A 16,837-nucleotide genomic window follows, 5' to 3' on the forward strand; every position below is an offset into this window, starting at 1 on the left:
GGTTACCCCACCTCATCGTCCCCGGCCGACCGGCCACGACATAGCTCAATGGTCCACTTTCTCACCCGGGCCGGGCGTGGCCCCGCTTTCCGGACCGGTGTCCGGTGTCGGGTCACTCGGCTGCCCGGGATCGGCGTCCGCCGAACCGTTCGACTGGCCCGGATCGTCGTCGCCCTCGGACTCCTCACGAGCCATGGAACGCTTGCGATGGGTGTACATCCTGATGCCGGCGAGCACCAGGAGGAGGACGCCGCCCGCGATGACCAGCATCACCGTCGGAGTGATCTCGGAGACCTGGACGGTGAACTCCATCGGCTCACCGTACGGCGTGCCGTCCTGGGTGTAGAGCCGCGCGGTCACCGGGACGGGGCCATTGGCGTTGGCGATCGCGGTGAACTTCACCGACTGGCTGCGGTCGCCGTCCACCTTCACGGGCTGTTCGCCGACCGCGTCGCCGTCGTCGCCCAACTGAAGGCGGGTGGGGCTCTTCGGCTGGATCTTCAGCACCAGGTGGTCGACGCCCTGCACCAGCTTGTTCTGCACGGTGACGGCGATCGTCGCGCTGCGCCCCGACATGGTGGCGGTCGACTTCTGGATGAGATGGACCTGGTCGGCCAGGCCGTCCAGGTAGAGCTGAACGCCCGAGCGGTAGTTCTGCGCGCCACCCGAGTCGCCGCGCCAGGATGTCGACATCTCCCGGTTGATCGCGTTGCCGAAGGGCGTGACCACCCGGTCGGGCGCGGTCAGGATCACCTTGAACCGCTCCAGGGTGCCCTGGGTGTCCCTCATGTCCTGGAAGGCGTCGAGGGGCAGTTCCTGCTGGCGCAACGCGTCGGGGTAGGCGCTCGCGCCGGGCACCCGCGTCGTGGCGAGCGGGTCGGGCTTGGCGGCGGACGCCGCGCCGAGGTCGACGAGGGGCTGCGTCCAGCGCTGGGGATCCAGCGCGTGCAGTGCGACGGCCATCGTCTGGGCCTGGCTGACGGTCGGCATGCGTTGCGGGGCGACGACGACGCTGCGCTGCTTGTCGGTGTCCTGGAGCGTCGTGGCGAGAGTCTGCGCCAGGAATTCCTGCACGGCCAGGGTCGAGGTGTTCGCCAAGGACATATCGCCCTGGAAGGCGGTGGAGAGCCGGGCGTCGGCGACGACGGCGTTGGCACCACCGCCGATCGGCCTGGCCGCCGTGGGCGTGTACGCCAGCGCGCCGTCGCGCAGGCTGTCGCTGCGTGCGATCACGTTGTGCGCGCCGGCCGACGTGGCCACGTCGACGATCGACGGGTCGACGGCGCCGTCCACGGGCCAGGCGTAGTCGACCGACGGGGTCACGTGCAGGATCGTGTCGACGGTCTTCTGCGCGACCTCGGTGGCGCTCTGCAGATGACCGAGGGAGCCGGGGACGTCCCGGCCGTGGTGGGCGAGCGAGGCGAGATCCGGGTCGGCGAACGGCAGCGCGACCACCTTCTCGCCCTGGACCGCGGCCTCCAGCTGGCTCAGCCATGCCTTGGCGACGTCCTGGCCGGTGCCGTTGACCAGGCTTTCGCCGACCTTGATCTTGTAGTTGCGGGTCATCGCGTCGACGGTGGCCAGCAGGTCGGGGTCGATCACCCAGGTCACCGGCAGCTGCTTGCCGAGCGAGACCATCTGCTCCAGCCGGCCGCCGGGCCCGATGTCCCTGGCCAGGGAATCATCGGCGAACACCGGCGTCTGCTGGGCGTCCGAGCCCGTCTGGGCGGTGAGGTGGGACGAGGAGATCAGCGGCCACAGGAAGGTCAGCTGGCTCTTCTTGCCGTCGACGGCGTCCGGCTGCCAGGGCAGGAGCGTGTGCTGGATGCCGAGCATCTGGTCGTAGTGCTGGCCCGCGGTCTGGCCCGACAGGGAGACGCCGAGCTGGTACACCCCGTCGTCGCCCAGGCCCAGCTTGGCCACGGGCACCGAGAGCGTGAAGTCCTGGCTGATCCCCGCGTCCAGCTTGGCGAACTTCACCGTCGGGCCGTCGCTGAGTTCGGCGCCGTCGGTCGCCGACGCGGAAGAGCTGTGACGGGCCGCCTCGTCGATCGCCGAGCGCCCGGAGAGCTTCTGGCCCACCCGCAGTCCCACATGGGCGCTGGTGACGGCCTGCTTGCCGGTGTTGGTCACCGTGCCGGAGATCGTCAGCGTGTCGCTCTTGACCGGGGCCTGAGGAGCCACCGAGTCGAGCGAGACCTGGACGCTCTGGCCGCTCACCGCGTCCGGGGCGGCATGCGCCGCCGGGGCGGCCGTGGCGGACAGCAGACCGGCGAACAAAGGGGCGCCGACGAGCAGTGCCGCCGTACGCCGGAGCCACCGGCGGGCAGGAGAGGGAGTCATCCCCTGGAAATCTGCCGCCTCGGCCACGCGCTCGCCCGTCCCTCGCTGTCGTCGCTGTCGGTTGCTGCGTCCACGCATGGTAACGATGCGGACTGTGGCGAAGTGCCGCGGACTGCTCCACATGATCGGAAGAGTGCCGCACGGACGGGCGGCCACGCATACCGGGTCCCGGAATCAACGGTGACGACCCGGTCGGCCGGGCCACGTACCCTTTTCTGTTGTGCCGAACGCCAATGAAGACAATCCCAGTGCACTGAGCCAGGTGCAGCGCCGCGCGGTGAGCGAACTGCTGCGGGTGTCCCCCGTCGCGGACGACCTCGCCATCCGATTCCAGGAGGCGGGGTTCTCGCTCGCCCTCGTCGGCGGCTCGGTCCGGGACGCGCTGCTCGGGCGGCTCGGCAACGACCTGGACTTCACCACGGATGCCCGTCCCGAGGACGTACTGAAGATCGTGCGGCCCTGGGCGGACGCGGTCTGGGAGGTCGGGATCGCCTTCGGCACGGTCGGCTGCCAGAAGGACGGCTACCAGATCGAGGTCACCACCTACCGCTCCGAGGCGTACGACCGCACCTCGCGCAAGCCCGAGGTGTCCTACGGCGACTCCATCGAGGACGACCTCGTGCGACGGGACTTCACCGTCAACGCGATGGCCGTGGCATTGCCGCAGAAGGAGTTCGTCGACCCGTACGGAGGCCTCGAAGACCTCGCAGCGCGGGTGCTGCGCACGCCGGGGACGCCCGAGGAGTCCTTCTCGGACGATCCGCTGCGGATGATGCGGGCCGCGCGCTTCGCCGCCCAGCTGGACTTCGAAGTGGCCCCCGAGGTCGTGACCGCCATGACGGACATGTCCGGCCGTATCGAGATCGTCTCGGCGGAACGGGTCCGGGACGAACTCAACAAGCTGCTGATCTCGGCCCACCCGAAGAAGGGGCTGCGACTCCTGGTGGACACGGGACTGGCCGAGCACGTCCTGCCGGAGCTGCCCGCCCTGCGGCTGGAGAGCGACGAGCACCACCGGCACAAGGACGTCTACGAGCACTCGCTGACCGTGCTGGACCAGGCGATCGATCTGGAGCAGGACGGCCCGGACCTCGTGCTGCGCCTCGCGGCGCTGCTGCACGACATCGGCAAGCCGAGGACGCGACGCTTCGAGTCGGACGGACGGGTCTCCTTCCACCACCACGAGGTGGTCGGCGCGAAGATGACCAGGAAGCGGATGGCCGCGCTGAAGTACTCGAACGAGATGGTCAAGGACGTCTCGAAGCTGGTCGAGCTGCATCTGCGCTTCCATGGGTACGGCACCGGTGAATGGACCGACTCGGCGGTGCGGCGTTACGTCCGTGACGCCGGGCCGCTCCTTGACCGGCTGCACAAGCTGACCCGCTCGGACTGCACCACGCGCAACAAGCGCAAGGCGAGCGCGTTGTCCCGCGCCTACGACGGCTTGGAGGACCGCATCGCGGAGCTTCAGCAGCAGGAGGAGCTGGACTCGATCCGCCCCGACCTCGATGGCAACCAGATCATGGAGATCCTGGGGGTCGGCCCGGGGCCGGCGATCGGCGAGGCGTACAAGCACCTGCTGGAACTGCGCCTGGAGAACGGGCCCATGGAGCATGACGCGGCGGTCGCGGCGCTGAAGGAGTGGTGGGCTTCGCGAGGCTGAGGTCTGTTTCACGTGAAACATGCCGGGACGGCCGGCGGCGGGGGGCGGTGTTTCACGTGAAACACCGCCCCCCCCGCTTCTCCATCAGGCAGCCGCCGACGCCAGCAGCCTCGGCGTATCCCTCAGGGGCGCGAGAACCGGATCATGAACGCGGCCACCGCCGTGTAGATGAGAGCCACGGTGATGACGAGGGGGGCGGAGCGGCCGTCTGCCGGGAGCATCAGGGCGGCGACCGCGGCGGCCCCGACGAACGCCATGTTGAACAGGACGTCGTAGAGGGAGAAGATCCGGCCGCGGTAGGAGTCGTCCACTGTGGACTGGATCACCGTGTCCGTAGTGATCTTCGCGCCCTGGGTGATGAGGCCCAGAACGAAGGCGGCGACCAGCATCGGCGTGGGCGCGAAGGGCAGGCCGAGCGCCGGTACGAGCACGGCGGCGGCCGCCGAGCACAGCACGATCCACCGGAACGGGCCGAGCCGCGCCACCGACCACGGGGTCAGGACGGCAGCCGCGAAGAATCCCGCGCCCGAGACGCCGACGGCGAGTCCGAGCAGAGCGAGGCCGCCCGTACCGGTGTTCCGCTCCGGCCCGTCGGTCCAGGCGTACCGGCACAGCATCAGGAGCATCACGGTCAGCGCGCCGTAGCAGAACCGCATCAGAGTCATCGCGGTGAGCACCAGGGCCGCCGGCCCGCGCCGGCTCAAGTGCCGTACGCCGTCGGCGAGTCCGCGGGCCGTGGAGCTGAGCACCGCGGCGAGGCCGGGCTGGGCACCGGTGGGGTCGGGCCCGAGCAGGCCCGGGGGAAGGCGTAGGGAGGCGAGCGAGGCGCAGAGATAGAGGACGGCACCCAGAATGACGGTGGCGGCGTCCGCGTCGATCACCAGTCGCAGGGCGAAGGCAAGGCCGCCGCCCGCGGTCGCGGCCAGCGTTCCGGCCGTAGGCGAGAGCGAGTTGGCCATGACGAGACGCTCGGCGTCGACCACCCGGGGCAGGGATGCGGAGAGCCCGGCGAGGACGAAGCGGTTGACGGCCGTCACGGCGAGCGCCGAGGCGTAGAAGAGCCAGTCGGGCGCGGACCCGAGCACGAGCAGCGCCGTGCAACCGGCGAGGAGGGCCCGCAGGAGGTTGCCGTAGAGGAAGACCGAGCGCCGTCGCCAACGGTCGAGCAGAACTCCCGCGAACGGCCCGACGAGCGAGTACGGGAGGAGCAGGACGGCCATGGCGGAGGCGATCGCGCCGGGGGATGCCTGTTTCTCGGGGGAGAAGACGACGTAGGTGGCCAGCGCGACCTGATAGACGCCGTCGGCGGCCTGGGACAGCAGCCGTACGGTCAGCAGATGCCGGAAGTGCTTCAGGCGCAGGAGCACGCATAGGTCACGTACGACGGGCATGTGAGCAAGCGTCACATATGAAAAGGGTCCCCGTGCGCTACCTGGCACACAGGGACCCTCAGCCGTTCAGGATGCGAGCTCTAGCGCTCGACCTCGCCCTTGATGAACTTCTCGACGTTGGCGAAGGCCTCGTCGTCGAAGTACTGGACCGGCGGGGACTTCATGAAGTAGCTCGACGCCGACAGGATCGGGCCACCGATGCCGCGGTCCTTGGCGATCTTCGCGGCGCGCAGCGCGTCGATGATGACGCCCGCGGAGTTCGGGGAGTCCCAGACCTCAAGCTTGTACTCAAGGTTCAGCGGAACGTCACCGAAGGCGCGGCCCTCAAGGCGCACGTACGCCCACTTGCGGTCGTCCAGCCAGGCCACGTAGTCCGAGGGACCGATGTGGACGTTCTTCTCGCCCATGTCGCGGTCCGGGATCTGCGAGGTGACGGCCTGCGTCTTCGAGATCTTCTTGGACTCCAGGCGGTCGCGCTCCAGCATGTTCTTGAAGTCCATGTTGCCGCCGACGTTGAGCTGCATGGTGCGCTCAAGACGGACACCGCGGTCCTCGAACAGCTTCGCCATCACGCGGTGCGTGATGGTGGCGCCGACCTGCGACTTGATGTCGTCGCCGACGATCGGGACACCGGCCTCGGTGAACTTGTCCGCCCACTCCTTGGTGCCGGCGATGAAGACCGGGAGGGCGTTGACGAACGCGACCTTGGCGTCGATGGCGCACTGCGCGTAGAACTTCGCCGCGTCCTCGGAGCCGACCGGCAGGTAGCAGACCAGAACGTCGACCTGCTGGTCCTTGAGGACCTGGACGACGTCCACGGGAGTCTCGGCGGACTCCTCGATGGTCATCCGGTAGTACTTGCCGAGACCGTCCAGGGTGTGGCCGCGCTGGACCGTGACGCCCTTGTTCGGGACGTCGCAGATCTTGATGGTGTTGTTCTCGCTGGCGCCGATGGCGTCCGAGAGGTCGAGGCCGACCTTCTTGGCGTCGACGTCGAACGCGGCGACGAACTCCACGTCACCGACGTGGTAGTCGCCGAACTGGACGTGCATCAGACCCGGGACCTTGGTGGCCGGGTCGGCGTCCTTGTAGTACTCGACGCCCTGCACCAGCGAGGCGGCGCAGTTGCCCACGCCGACGATGGCTACGCGAACCGAACCCATTCCGGTTGCTCCCTGTTCGATCTCTTCGAAGTCCTGCGCACGCAGGGCCTTCAGTTGGCGGTGTCCTCGGACGGATCCGGCCGGGTGCTGTCCCGGTGCCGGGGCAGACCGCCCGTCTCTCCTGATGTGTGGTCCTGCTGAGCGGAGCCGGTGGCGGGGCCGGATCGCTGATCCCGTCCCGCCCGCTCGCTCTCGATGAGCTCGTTCAGCCAGCGCACTTCGCGCTCCACGGACTCCATGCCGTGACGCTGCAGCTCAAGCGTGTAGTCGTCCAGGCGCTCGCGCGTACGGGCCAGGGAGGCACGCATCTTTTCGAGACGCTCCTCCAGCCGGCTGCGACGACCTTCCAGCACGCGCATCCGCACCTCTCGCTCCGTCTGGCCGAAGAAGGCGAAACGGGCGGCGAAGTGCTCGTCCTCCCAGGTGTCGGGGCCGGTGTGGGAGAGCAGCTCCTCGAAGTGCTCCTTACCTTCCGCCGTCAACCGGTAGACGATCTTGGCGCGGCGCCCTGCGAGTGAAGCGGCAAGCGCATCCTCGGGAGCGCTGCCCGGCTCCTCGATCAACCAGCCGTTGGCGACCAGCGTCTTGAGGCAGGGATAGAGGGTCCCGTAACTGAAGGCCCGGAAGATTCCCAGCGAGGTGTTGAGCCGCTTGCGCAGCTCGTAACCGTGCATCGGGGCCTCGCGGAGCAGCCCGAGTACGGCGAATTCGAGGATGCCGGAGCGCCTGCTCATCCTTCGCCTCCTCGGTCGTCGGGAACCTTTATGCCGTGCTGATGTATCGACTCGATACATCAGCACGATAGAGCCGAGTCGTGGCTGCGACAAGAGGGGCCATGGTGAACGGCGTCACATCATCAATTCACAGGAGGCAAGTTGCCTGATTTGGGGTGAACTTCGGCCCTAGGGAGGTTTTGAGCGTGCGTAGTCTGTGCGCCATGCAGATCACTGTGTGCCGAGTGACGTCAGGGGGCGTCGGCGTGTTCAGCGCCATCGGCACACGGGATGCAGCGCGGCCGGCTCCTTCCCGGGACCGGCTCGTGCACTGGGGGGACAGGAACTCAGCTGCCGTTTCCAGGCGCTCTCGCCTGCCCGAGGAGTAGTCGTTCGATGAGCGAGCACCGTCGCAAACCGCCGCAGCCTCAGGGCGGTGGACGTGCCGCGGCCCGACGCGCCGCGCAACAGTCCTCCGGACGCCGAGCGGCCCGGCCGGCGGCCGGATCCCAGGAGTCGTCGGCCCCGTCGCCGTCCGGTTCGTACGGATCGACCTCGGCCTCGCCCGCTGATGAGCCCACGTACGGTGGGCGCGCCGAAGCACGGCGGGCCCAGCGGGGCGGCGGCCGCAGGCGCGGCCCTGACAGTGCGGGGCCCCCCGGAGGTCCGGGACGCCGGGCGGGCCGGGGCGCCGCGGGCGGCGGTCGGCCGGGAAAGAAGCGGTTCATCGACTATCCGCGGTTCGGCCGGCAGGGATGGCGGCGCTGGGTACCGTCCTGGAAGCTCGTCACCGCCTGCGGTCTGGGTTGCTTCGGCCTGCTGATCGCCTTCATCGGCGTCGCGTACTACTTGGTGGCCATCCCGGACGTCGCTCGGGCCGCCACGGCTCAGAACAACGTCTACTACTGGGCCGACGGATCCCAGATGGTGGCCACGGGCGGTGAGGTCAACCGGCAGATCATCACGTACGAGCAGATCCCGGCGGCCATGCGGTACGCGGTCATCTCGGCCGAGAACAAGACCTTCGAGACGGACAGCGGTGTCGATCCCCAGGGCATCGCCCGTGCCCTGGTGAACATGGCCAAGGGCGGCCAGACGCAGGGTGGTTCGACCATCACCCAGCAGTACGTGAAGAACGCCCGTCTCGACGACCAGTCACAGACGATCTCCCGTAAGTTCAAAGAGCTCTTCATCTCCATCAAGGTCGGTGCGACCAGGCCGAAGAGCGAGATCATGGCCGGGTACCTGAACACCGCGTACTACGGCCGCGGCGCCTACGGCCTCCAGGCCGCCGCCCGCACGTACTACAGCAAGGACGCCAAGGACCTCGACCCGAGCCAGTGCGCCTTCCTCGCCTCGCTCCTCAAGGGCGCCACCTACTTCGACCCGGCCGGCGCCCCTGAGATCGACCCGGCTGCCACGGCCGAGCAGAACACGAAGAACGCCACGGAGCGCTGGGGCTGGATCCTCGACCAGGAGGTGAAGGACAAGCATCTGAGCCAGGCGGAGCGGGACAAGTACCGGACCTTCCCGATGCCCGACAAGCCGAAGAAGAACGCGAACCTGAGCGGCCAGATCGGCTACCTCGTGTCCCTCGCGCAGGCCTCGGCGAAGAACAGCAACCCGGACATCGACCTGGCCAAGGGCGGCTACCGGATCTACACGACCTTCGACAAGGCGAAGGTCCAGGAGATGGAGGGCGTGGTCAAGAAGGTCCGGGACAAGAACATCGACCCCAAGAAGCGACCCGACAAGGACACGTTCGTCCAGTTCGGTGCTGCCTCGGTGGATGTGAAGACCGGCGCCATCGTGGCCATCTACGGTGGTGAGGACGCGACCAAGCACTTCACCAACAACGCCGACGAAACCGGAGCCCAGGTCGGTTCGACCTTCAAGCCCTTCGTCCTCGCGGCCGCGATGCAGTACGGAAAGCGCGACCCCAACAAGCCGGCGTCGCAGAGCGATTCGTCCCGCACACCCGTCTCCCCGGACAGCATCTACAGCGGCAAGAACAAGCTGAAGATCAAGAACTATGACGGGACCGTCTGGAAGGACGAGCACGGCGGCGAGTGGCTCCAGACCAACGACGGCAACCAGTCGTACAACCCGCCGAGCTTCGGCATCGACCTCCGCTACGCCATGCAGGAATCGGTGAACTCCCCCTATGTCCAGCTCGGCATGGACGTCGGCACCGACAAGGTGAAGCAGGCCGCCATGGCCGCGGGCCTGCGCGACAACAAGACCAGCATGGCCTCCTCCAGTGTGCCGTCGTTCTCGATCGGTACGTCGTCGCCCAGCGCGATCCGCATGGCCGGGGCGTACGCCACCTTCGCCGCCAGCGGCACGCAGCGCGACCCGTACTCCGTGACCAAGGTCCTCAAGAGCGGGACCACCATCTACGAGCACAAGGACGAGACCAAGAGCGCCTTTCCTGCTGCTGTGGCCAACAACGTCACCGACGTCCTGAAGGGCGTCGTCGACAAGGGAACCGGCACGAACGCCAAGCTCAGCGGGCGCCAGGTTGCGGGCAAGACCGGTACCACCGACGGCAACCGATCGGCATGGTTCGTCGGCTACACCCCGCAGTACTCGACGGCCGTCGGTATGTACCGCCTCGACGACAACGAGACCAGCAAGAAGCGTGAGTTCCTGAGCATGTTCGGGACGGGCAACCAGGAGAAGATCCATGGTGCCTCCTTCCCGTCGACCATCTGGCACGACTACATGGAGCAGGCGCTCGGCAGCTCCCCCGCCGAGTCGTTCCCGACCGCGGAGAAGATCGGCGACAAGGTGTACGGCGGCGGAATGTCCCCCAGCCCCACTCCCTCCCCGACTCCGAGCGCCCCGGCTCCTTCGCCCTCCCCGTCCCTCAAGCCGTCGCCCAGCCCCTCGCTCACCCCGTCTCCGAGCCCCAGCGCCTCCTGTAGCAAGTGGGACTGGACCTGCGGCAACACGGGCGGTGCCAACGGGGACCCGGCGACCGGTGGAACGGACGGCGGGCCGCCCCCCAGCCCCTCGCCCAGCAGGTCGAAACCCGGCGGCGGGCCTGGCGGAGGCAATACCGGGGGTTGGTTCGGCAATACCGGCGGTTAGATCGGACGACTGACGGCGGGGCGGTGTTTCACGTGAAACACCGCCCCGCCGTTTCACGTGAAACAACCTCTTCGTTTCACGTGAAACACGGCCGATCCCCGTATCCACAGCCCTGTACGGCAGGATGTCGGGCATGACGAGCGAGACGAGCCCCCGTGTGTACGAGGACCGACGCGAAGCCTCCGCGGAACCCGTCGTGCGCCCCACGGAACAGGACGAGGTCGCCGCTGCCGGCAGCCAGCTGATCGGCGGCCCGCTCGGACGCTGGGCCAAGCCCGGCCGCCACTGGCTCACCCCGATCAGGGTCGTGGTGCTCGTCGCGATCGGGATGTTCGCCCTGGGGATGGCCCAGAAACTGCCCTGCTACGACTGGGCCTGGTTCCGGGGCGCAAATTCGCAGTACACCCACGCCTGCTATTCGGACATCCCGCATCTCTATTCGCTGCGCGGCTTCGCCGACAATCTGGTGCCGTACTTCGACCGGCTCAACGGCGACATGAACTACCTCGAATATCCGGTGCTGACCGGGCTGTTCATGGAGGTCGCCTCCTGGCTGACACCGGGCGGCGGAGACATGCAGCACCGTGAGCAGCTGTACTGGATGGTCAATGCGGGGATGCTGATGGCCTGCACGGCCGTCATCGCCGTCTGTGTCACCCGGACCCACCGCCGTCGCCCCTGGGATGCCCTGCTCGTCGCCCTGGCCCCGGCCTTCGCGCTTACGGCCACGATCAACTGGGATCTGTTCGCCGTAGCCCTCACCGCGGCCGCGATGCTGATGTGGTCGCGCGGGCGGACGCTCGCCTTCGGCATCCTGATCGGCCTCGCCACGGCCGCCAAGCTCTACCCCGTACTGATCCTCGGGCCGCTGCTCGTGCTGTGCTGGCGGGCAGGGAAATGGCGGGAGTTCGGCGCCGCGGCGCTGGGGGCGGCCGGTGCCTGGCTGGTCGTGAACCTGCCGGTGATGATGCTGGCGCCCGAAGGGTGGAAGAAGTTCTACACCTTCAGCCAGGAGAGGGCCGTCGACTTCGGGTCGTTCTGGCTGATCATTTCGCAGCGTACGGGCAAGAGCCTGGACACCGATCTGGTGAACACGCTGGCCATGATCCTGATGGTGCTGGCCTGCGCGGGAATCGGGGTCCTCACCCTCACCGCGCCGCGTCGCCCGCGCTTCGCACAGCTCGCGTTCCTCGTCGTCGCGGCGTTCATCCTCACCAACAAGGTCTACTCACCGCAGTACGTGCTGTGGCTGATCCCGCTGGCCGCACTCGCCAGGCCGCGCTGGCGGGACTTCCTGATCTGGCAGGCCGGAGAGGTCGTCTACTTCCTCGGCATCTGGCTGTACCTCGCCTACACGATGAGCGGCGAGAAGCATCAGGGGCTGCCTCCCGAGGGCTATCAACTGGCCATCGCCGCACACCTTTTGACCACGCTGTATCTGTGCGCCGTCGTGGTGCGCGACATCCTGCTGCCCGACCGGGACGTCGTACGCCGTGACGGTTCCGACGACCCGTCGGGCGGCGTCCTCGACCGGGCCGAGGACGTGTTCGTGCTGGGCCAGGCGGCGCACCCGCCACGGCACGCGGCCCTGCTCGAAGAGAGGCCGCGGGTCGACTGGGGTATGCGGACCCCGGCCCCCTGAGGGGGCGTGTACAGAGCTCGGGCCCCTGACCGACGGCGGCTGTCGTCGGTCAGGGGCCCGATGTCATGCGTGCCCGTAGGCGGCTTTCTAGCGCTCGATGAGACGGTCGAACTGCGTCGTGGTGTGCCGCAGATGGGCCACCAACTCGTCACCCACGTGGGGCTCCTGGGAGTCCGACGGCACGAACAGGATCGAGACCTGCATGTGCGGCGGCTCGGCGAACCAGCGCTGCTTGCCCGCCCAGACGAACGGCGACAGGTTGCGGTTGACGGTGGCGAGTCCTGCACGGGCGACGCCCTTGGCGCGCGGCATCACGCCGTGCAGCGCCTTCGGAGCCTCCAGGCCCACCCCGTGCGAGGTGCCGCCGGCGACCACGACCAGCCAGCCGTCCGAGGCGACCTTCTGCTGGCGGTAGCCGAACCGGTCCCCCTTGGTGACGCGGGTGACGTCGAGGACGGATCCCCGGTACTCGGTCGCCTCGTGGTCGCCGAGCCACAGCCGCGTACCGATGCGGGCCCGGAAGCGGGTCTGCGGGAACTGCTGCTGCAACCGGGCCTGTTCCTCGGCGCGCAGATGGCTGACGAACATGGTGTGCAGCGGCAGCCGGGCCGCGCGCAGCCGGTCCATCCACGCGATGACCTCCTCGACGGCGTCCGAGCCGTCGGCGCGGTCCAGGGGAAGGTGCAGCGCAAAACCTTCGAGGCGCACGTCCTCGATGGCGGAGCGGAGCATCCCGAGCTCCTCCTCCTTCACACCGTGGCGCTTCATCGAGCTCATGCACTCGATGACCACACGTGCGCCCACCAGGGCGTGGACGCCGTCCACCGAGGAGACCGAGCGGATGACCCGGTCGGGCAGCGGCACCGGCTCCTCGCCGCGTCTGAACGGCGTCAGGACGAGCAGATCGCCGCTGAACCAGTCCTTGATCCGGGCGGCTTCGTAGGTGGTGCCGACCGCCAGGATGTCCGAGCCGAAGCGGGACACCTCGTCCGCGAGCCGCTCGTGGCCGAAGCCGTAGCCGTTGCCCTTGCAGACCGGGACGATGCCCGGGAACTGGTCGATGACGGACTTCTGGTGCGCCCGCCAGCGAGCGGAGTCGACATAGAGGGTGAGCGCCATGGCCGTCCGGACCTTTCTGATGGCTGCGATGTGTGGGAGGTACGAGGAACGAGGTTACGCAACCGCTCAGCGACGCGACATATACATGTCCAGCGCCTTGTGGAGGAGCTTGTTCAGCGGGAAGTCCCACTCGCCGAGGTACTCGGCCGCCTCACCACCGGTGCCCACCTTGAACTGGATGAGACCGAAGAGGTGGTCGGTCTCGTCCAGCGAGTCGGAGATGCCGCGCAGGTCGTAGACCGTCGCGCCCATCGCGTACGCGTCGCGGAGCATTCGCCACTGCATCGCGTTGGACGGCCGCACCTCGCGGCCGATGTTGTCGGAGGCGCCGTAGGAGTACCAGACGTGGCCGCCGACGACGAGCATCGTCGCGGCCGAGAGGTTCACACCGTTGTGGCGCGCGAAGTAGAGCCGCATCCGGTTGGGGTCCTCGGAGTTGAGGACCGTCCACATGCGCTGGAAGTACGACAGCGGACGCGGCCGGAAGTGGTCGCGCACGGCGGTGATCTCGTACAGGCGCTGCCATTCGGCGAGGTCTTCGTAACCGCCCTGGACGACTTCGACGCCGGCCTTCTCGGCCTTCTTGATGTTGCGGCGCCACAGCTGGTTGAAGCCCTTGAGGACATCGTCGAGCGAGCGGTTGGCCAGCGGCACCTGGAAGACATAGCGGGGCTGTACGTCGCCGAATCCGGCGCCGCCGTCCTCGCCCTGCTGCCAGCCCATCTTGCGCAGCCGGTCGGCCACTTCGAAGGCACGCGGCTCGATGTGGGTGGCCTCGACATCGCGCAGGCGCTTCACATCGGGGTCCTGGATGCCGGACTTGATGGCGGTCGAGTCCCAGCGGCGGATGACGACCGGCGGGCCCATCTTGACCGAGAACGCGCCCTGCTGCTTGAGATGGGCGAGCATCGGCTTCAGCCACTCGTCCAGATTGGGCGCGTACCAGTTGATGACGGGGCCCTCGGGCAGATACGCCAAGTAGCGCTTGACCTTGGGGAGCTGGCGGTACAGAACCAGACCGGCGCCTACGAGCTGGCCGGTCTTGTCGAACCAGCCGAGGCTCTCCGAACGCCACTCCGTCTTGACGTCAGCCCACGCCGGGACCTGGCAGTGGCTCGCCGCGGGCAGGGTCTGGATGTACGCCAGATGCTGCTCACGACTGATGGTCCTCAGGGTCAGGCTCATGCAGGGCGCTCCTCGGCAGGTGTGTCCCCATGGGTACAGGGGCTCCGGCTCTCGTGCCGAAGCCTACTTGGCCACAGGAGCGCCCCGGATGGCCGTACGGCTCGGCGTCGTACGGGATTTCCGGTGGGGACGGGGTCGTGCGGCCGTCAGCCGCCGACGACACCGCCGAAGAGGCCGCCGTGTGCCATGCCGAGGAAGAACCCGACGGCGGAGGCGCCGAGCCCGAGGATCAGCAGGAACCGTTCGCGCGTCGTCGCCGAGATGAACTGGCCGTAGGCGCCCGTGACGATGCCGAGCAGACCGGCCCACGAGCTGACCAGGTGGAGGTTGTAGAACCACGCGGTGGTGAAGGCCAGCACGCCCAGGACGAGCGTGACGGCCGCGAGCGTGTCCTGGAGCGGATGGGGCTTGCCGTCGGTGGCGAAGAGGGAGACGGGAGCATTCGGTCGCACTGCTTGTGCCATGGGGCACCTCCTGGCGGAAGGCGGCGCCGGGTGACGCCGCACACACCCGATCTGTACAGATTGCGTCCCCTGCCCACCGGATTTCAACCGGAAGCGGGTCAACAGGTACTCTGGACGGTCTGCACCGGTGTCAGCCGTGCCCGCATGCCCTCCCACTCCTCACGGAGGGGGATTGTCAGTGGGGGCCGATACCGTTGCTTACGCATCACGACCCTCCTGCCACGGAACGACCGTGGCCGCTGAGTCCAAAGGAGGTGGGTTCCACATGCGTCACTACGAGGTGATGGTCATCCTCGACCCCGATCTGGAGGAGCGCGCTGTCTCTCCCCTGATCGAGAACTTCCTCTCCGTCGTCCGCGAGGGCAACGGAAAGGTCGAGAAGGTCGACACCTGGGGCCGTCGGCGTCTCGCCTACGAGATCAAGAAGAAGCCCGAGGGCATCTACACGGTCCTCGACCTGCAGGCCGAGCCTGCGGTCGTCAAGGAGCTCGACCGTCAGATGAACCTGAACGAGTCGGTCCTCCGGACCAAGGTCCTCCGTCCCGAGACCCACTGAGCTTCCGCTCAGCGGTAATCGGGTTCGAGTAGCAACACAGCAGCCAGCAGCAATCCCCGCCGAGAGGTTCATCCATGGCAGGCGAGACCGTCATCACGGTCGTCGGCAATCTCGTCGACGACCCCGAGCTGCGCTTCACCCCCTCCGGTGCGGCCGTCGCGAAGTTCCGTGTCGCGTCCACTCCCCGCACCTTCGACCGTCAGACCAATGAGTGGAAGGACGGCGAAAGCCTGTTCTTGACCTGCTCGGTCTGGCGTCAGGCGGCGGAGAACGTCGCGGAGTCGCTTCAGCGAGGCATGCGCGTAGTCGTGCAGGGCCGGCTGAGGCAGCGGTCCTACGAGGACCGCGAGGGCGTCAAGCGCACGGTCTTCGAGCTGGACGTCGAGGAAGTCGGCCCCAGCCTCAAGAACGCCACGGCCAAGGTCACCAAGACCACCGGTCGCGGCGGCCAGGGTGGATACGGCGGCGGCGGTGGCGGTCAGCAGCAGGGTGGCGGCAACTGGGGTGGAGCCCCCAGCGGCGGCCAGCAGAGCGGCGGCGGTGCTCCCGCCGACGACCCCTGGGCCTCCAGCGCGCCCGCCAGTGGCGGACAGTCGCAGAGCGGCAGCGGTGGCGGCTGGGGCGGAAGCTCCGGCGGCGGCTACTCGGACGAGCCGCCCTTCTAGGGCCCTCGTCATCCCCACTTCTTGATCACACAGGAGAAACACCATGGCGAAGCCGCCTGTGCGCAAGCCTAAGAAGAAGGTCTGCGCTTTCTGCAAGGACAAGACCGCTTACGTGGACTACAAGGACACGAACATGCTGCGGAAGTTCATTTCCGACCGCGGCAAGATCCGTGCCCGCCGCGTTACCGGCAACTGCACGCAGCACCAGCGTGACGTCGCCACGGCCGTCAAGAACAGCCGTGAGATGGCGCTGCTGCCCTACACGTCCACCGCGCGATAAGGGAAGGGTGACCGAAAAATGAAGATCATCCTCACCCACGAGGTCTCTGGCCTCGGCACTGCCGGCGACGTCGTTGACGTCAAGGACGGCTACGCTCGCAACTACCTGGTCCCGCGTGGTTTCGCGATCCGCTGGACCAAGGGTGGCGAGAAGGACGTCGCGCAGATCCGTCGTGCGCGCAAGATCCACGAGATCGCGACCATCGAGCAGGCCAACGAGATCAAGGCCCGTCTCGAAGGCGTGAAGGTGCGTCTGGCTGTTCGCTCCGGCGACGCCGGCCGTCTCTTCGGCTCCGTCACCCAGGCCGACGTCGCTTCGGCGATCAAGGCTGCCGGTGGCCCGGACGTGGACAAGCGCCGCGTCGAGCTCGGTGCGCCGATCAAGACCCTGGGTGCTCACCAGGTGTCCGTGCGTCTGCACGCCGACGTTGTCGCGAAGCTTGGCGTCGAGGTCATCGCCGCCTAAGCGCAGCACAGCACAGCAAGAAGGGCCGTACCCCTCGGGTGCGGCCCTTCTTCTGTTGCCTGATGCTGTTCCACGCGTCTGTCCCATGCTTCTGT

General features: G+C 67.9%; 14 protein-coding genes. 7 read left to right on the forward strand and 7 right to left on the reverse strand.

What is annotated here, in order from left to right; translation table 11 throughout:
• Positions 1 to 45: 45 nt before the first annotated feature.
• Positions 46 to 2,370 carry a DUF6049 family protein gene (locus tag ACFYNP_RS02940; RefSeq protein ID WP_388781996.1) on the reverse strand — a complete coding sequence of 775 codons (2,325 nt, stop codon included), beginning with the start codon at positions 2,368 to 2,370 and terminating at the stop codon, positions 46 to 48.
• 193 nt (positions 2,371 to 2,563) lie between these two features.
• Between ACFYNP_RS02940 and ACFYNP_RS02945 the strand changes: the two genes are divergently transcribed.
• Positions 2,564 to 4,006 (forward strand): CCA tRNA nucleotidyltransferase, encoded by a 1,443-nt coding sequence (locus ACFYNP_RS02945; protein WP_388781999.1) that lies wholly within the window; start codon positions 2,564 to 2,566, stop codon positions 4,004 to 4,006.
• A gap of 122 nt (positions 4,007 to 4,128) precedes the next feature.
• On the opposite strand, the gene ACFYNP_RS02950 is transcribed toward ACFYNP_RS02945, so the two are convergent.
• The 3 genes from ACFYNP_RS02950 to ACFYNP_RS02960 form a co-directional block, all read right to left on the reverse strand.
• Positions 4,129 to 5,397: an MFS transporter gene (locus ACFYNP_RS02950; protein WP_388414027.1), complete on the reverse strand. Its 1,269-nt coding sequence runs from the start codon at positions 5,395 to 5,397 to the stop codon at positions 4,129 to 4,131.
• A gap of 80 nt (positions 5,398 to 5,477) precedes the next feature.
• Positions 5,478 to 6,560, reverse strand: coding sequence for an inositol-3-phosphate synthase (locus ACFYNP_RS02955; RefSeq protein WP_388414030.1), 1,083 nt, complete (start codon positions 6,558 to 6,560; stop codon positions 5,478 to 5,480).
• Between the two features lie 50 nt (positions 6,561 to 6,610).
• On the reverse strand, positions 6,611 to 7,294 hold the full coding sequence (locus ACFYNP_RS02960; protein ID WP_161245733.1) for a PadR family transcriptional regulator: 684 nt from the start codon (positions 7,292 to 7,294) through the stop codon (positions 6,611 to 6,613).
• Between the two features lie 375 nt (positions 7,295 to 7,669).
• Here ACFYNP_RS02960 and ACFYNP_RS02965 point away from each other — a divergent pair, with 375 nt between their 5' ends.
• Together ACFYNP_RS02965 and ACFYNP_RS02970 are read left to right on the forward strand one after the other, a co-directional pair.
• The gene (locus tag ACFYNP_RS02965) at positions 7,670 to 10,366 is read left to right on the forward strand and encodes a transglycosylase domain-containing protein (RefSeq protein WP_388782002.1); all 2,697 of its coding nucleotides are present in this window, start codon (positions 7,670 to 7,672) and stop codon (positions 10,364 to 10,366) included.
• A 133-nt stretch (positions 10,367 to 10,499) separates the two neighbouring features.
• Positions 10,500 to 12,008, forward strand: coding sequence for a glycosyltransferase family 87 protein (locus ACFYNP_RS02970; protein WP_388414036.1), 1,509 nt, complete (start codon positions 10,500 to 10,502; stop codon positions 12,006 to 12,008).
• Between the two features lie 87 nt (positions 12,009 to 12,095).
• On the opposite strand, the gene ACFYNP_RS02975 is transcribed toward ACFYNP_RS02970, so the two are convergent.
• The 3 genes from ACFYNP_RS02975 to ACFYNP_RS02985 all read right to left on the reverse strand — a co-directional run bounded on the left by ACFYNP_RS02975 (position 12,096) and on the right by ACFYNP_RS02985 (position 14,776).
• Entirely contained in the window at positions 12,096 to 13,127 is a 1,032-nt protein-coding gene (locus ACFYNP_RS02975; protein WP_388414038.1) for an alanine racemase, read from the reverse strand.
• Between the two features lie 66 nt (positions 13,128 to 13,193).
• Positions 13,194 to 14,312: a peptidoglycan bridge formation glycyltransferase FemA/FemB family protein gene (locus ACFYNP_RS02980; protein WP_345260636.1), complete on the reverse strand. Its 1,119-nt coding sequence runs from the start codon at positions 14,310 to 14,312 to the stop codon at positions 13,194 to 13,196.
• Positions 14,313 to 14,458: 146 nt separating this feature from the next.
• Complete coding sequence (locus ACFYNP_RS02985; RefSeq protein ID WP_388414041.1) at positions 14,459 to 14,776, reverse strand: hypothetical protein; 318 nt, start codon at positions 14,774 to 14,776, stop codon at positions 14,459 to 14,461.
• A gap of 265 nt (positions 14,777 to 15,041) precedes the next feature.
• Between ACFYNP_RS02985 and rpsF the strand changes: the two genes are divergently transcribed.
• From rpsF to rplI, 4 genes are all read left to right on the forward strand, one after another.
• Entirely contained in the window at positions 15,042 to 15,332 is a 291-nt protein-coding gene (gene rpsF / locus ACFYNP_RS02990) for a 30S ribosomal protein S6 (protein ID WP_100575641.1), read from the forward strand.
• 74 nt (positions 15,333 to 15,406) lie between these two features.
• Positions 15,407 to 15,997 (forward strand): single-stranded DNA-binding protein, encoded by a 591-nt coding sequence (locus ACFYNP_RS02995; protein WP_388414044.1) that lies wholly within the window; start codon positions 15,407 to 15,409, stop codon positions 15,995 to 15,997.
• Between the two features lie 43 nt (positions 15,998 to 16,040).
• On the forward strand, positions 16,041 to 16,277 hold the full coding sequence (gene rpsR, locus ACFYNP_RS03000) for a 30S ribosomal protein S18 (RefSeq protein ID WP_005315025.1): 237 nt from the start codon (positions 16,041 to 16,043) through the stop codon (positions 16,275 to 16,277).
• 18 nt (positions 16,278 to 16,295) lie between these two features.
• Positions 16,296 to 16,742, forward strand: a complete 447-nt coding sequence (rplI, locus tag ACFYNP_RS03005; protein WP_388414047.1) for a 50S ribosomal protein L9 — start codon at positions 16,296 to 16,298, stop codon at positions 16,740 to 16,742.
• Positions 16,743 to 16,837 lie beyond the last annotated feature (95 nt).

This window comes from Streptomyces sp. NPDC006691 (assembly GCF_042869955.1).
GTDB lineage: Bacteria > Actinomycetota > Actinomycetes > Streptomycetales > Streptomycetaceae > Streptomyces.

What these genes read in the sequence shown, in the direction of transcription:
- ACFYNP_RS02950 (WP_388414027.1), bottom strand. Translation starts at nt 5,397, where the DNA reads ATGCCCGTCGTACGTGACCTATGCGTGCTCCTGCGCCTGAAGCACTTC.
- ACFYNP_RS02955 (WP_388414030.1), bottom strand. Translation starts at nt 6,560, where the DNA reads ATGGGTTCGGTTCGCGTAGCCATCGTCGGCGTGGGCAACTGCGCCGCC.
- ACFYNP_RS02960 (WP_161245733.1), bottom strand. Translation starts at nt 7,294, where the DNA reads ATGAGCAGGCGCTCCGGCATCCTCGAATTCGCCGTACTCGGGCTGCTC.
- ACFYNP_RS02965 (WP_388782002.1), top strand. Translation starts at nt 7,670, where the DNA reads ATGAGCGAGCACCGTCGCAAACCGCCGCAGCCTCAGGGCGGTGGACGT.
- ACFYNP_RS02970 (WP_388414036.1), top strand. Translation starts at nt 10,500, where the DNA reads ATGACGAGCGAGACGAGCCCCCGTGTGTACGAGGACCGACGCGAAGCC.
- ACFYNP_RS02975 (WP_388414038.1), bottom strand. Translation starts at nt 13,127, where the DNA reads ATGGCGCTCACCCTCTATGTCGACTCCGCTCGCTGGCGGGCGCACCAG.
- ACFYNP_RS02980 (WP_345260636.1), bottom strand. Translation starts at nt 14,312, where the DNA reads ATGAGCCTGACCCTGAGGACCATCAGTCGTGAGCAGCATCTGGCGTAC.
- ACFYNP_RS02985 (WP_388414041.1), bottom strand. Translation starts at nt 14,776, where the DNA reads ATGGCACAAGCAGTGCGACCGAATGCTCCCGTCTCCCTCTTCGCCACC.
- rpsF (WP_100575641.1), top strand. Translation starts at nt 15,042, where the DNA reads ATGCGTCACTACGAGGTGATGGTCATCCTCGACCCCGATCTGGAGGAG.
- ACFYNP_RS02995 (WP_388414044.1), top strand. Translation starts at nt 15,407, where the DNA reads ATGGCAGGCGAGACCGTCATCACGGTCGTCGGCAATCTCGTCGACGAC.
- rpsR (WP_005315025.1), top strand. Translation starts at nt 16,041, where the DNA reads ATGGCGAAGCCGCCTGTGCGCAAGCCTAAGAAGAAGGTCTGCGCTTTC.
- rplI (WP_388414047.1), top strand. Translation starts at nt 16,296, where the DNA reads ATGAAGATCATCCTCACCCACGAGGTCTCTGGCCTCGGCACTGCCGGC.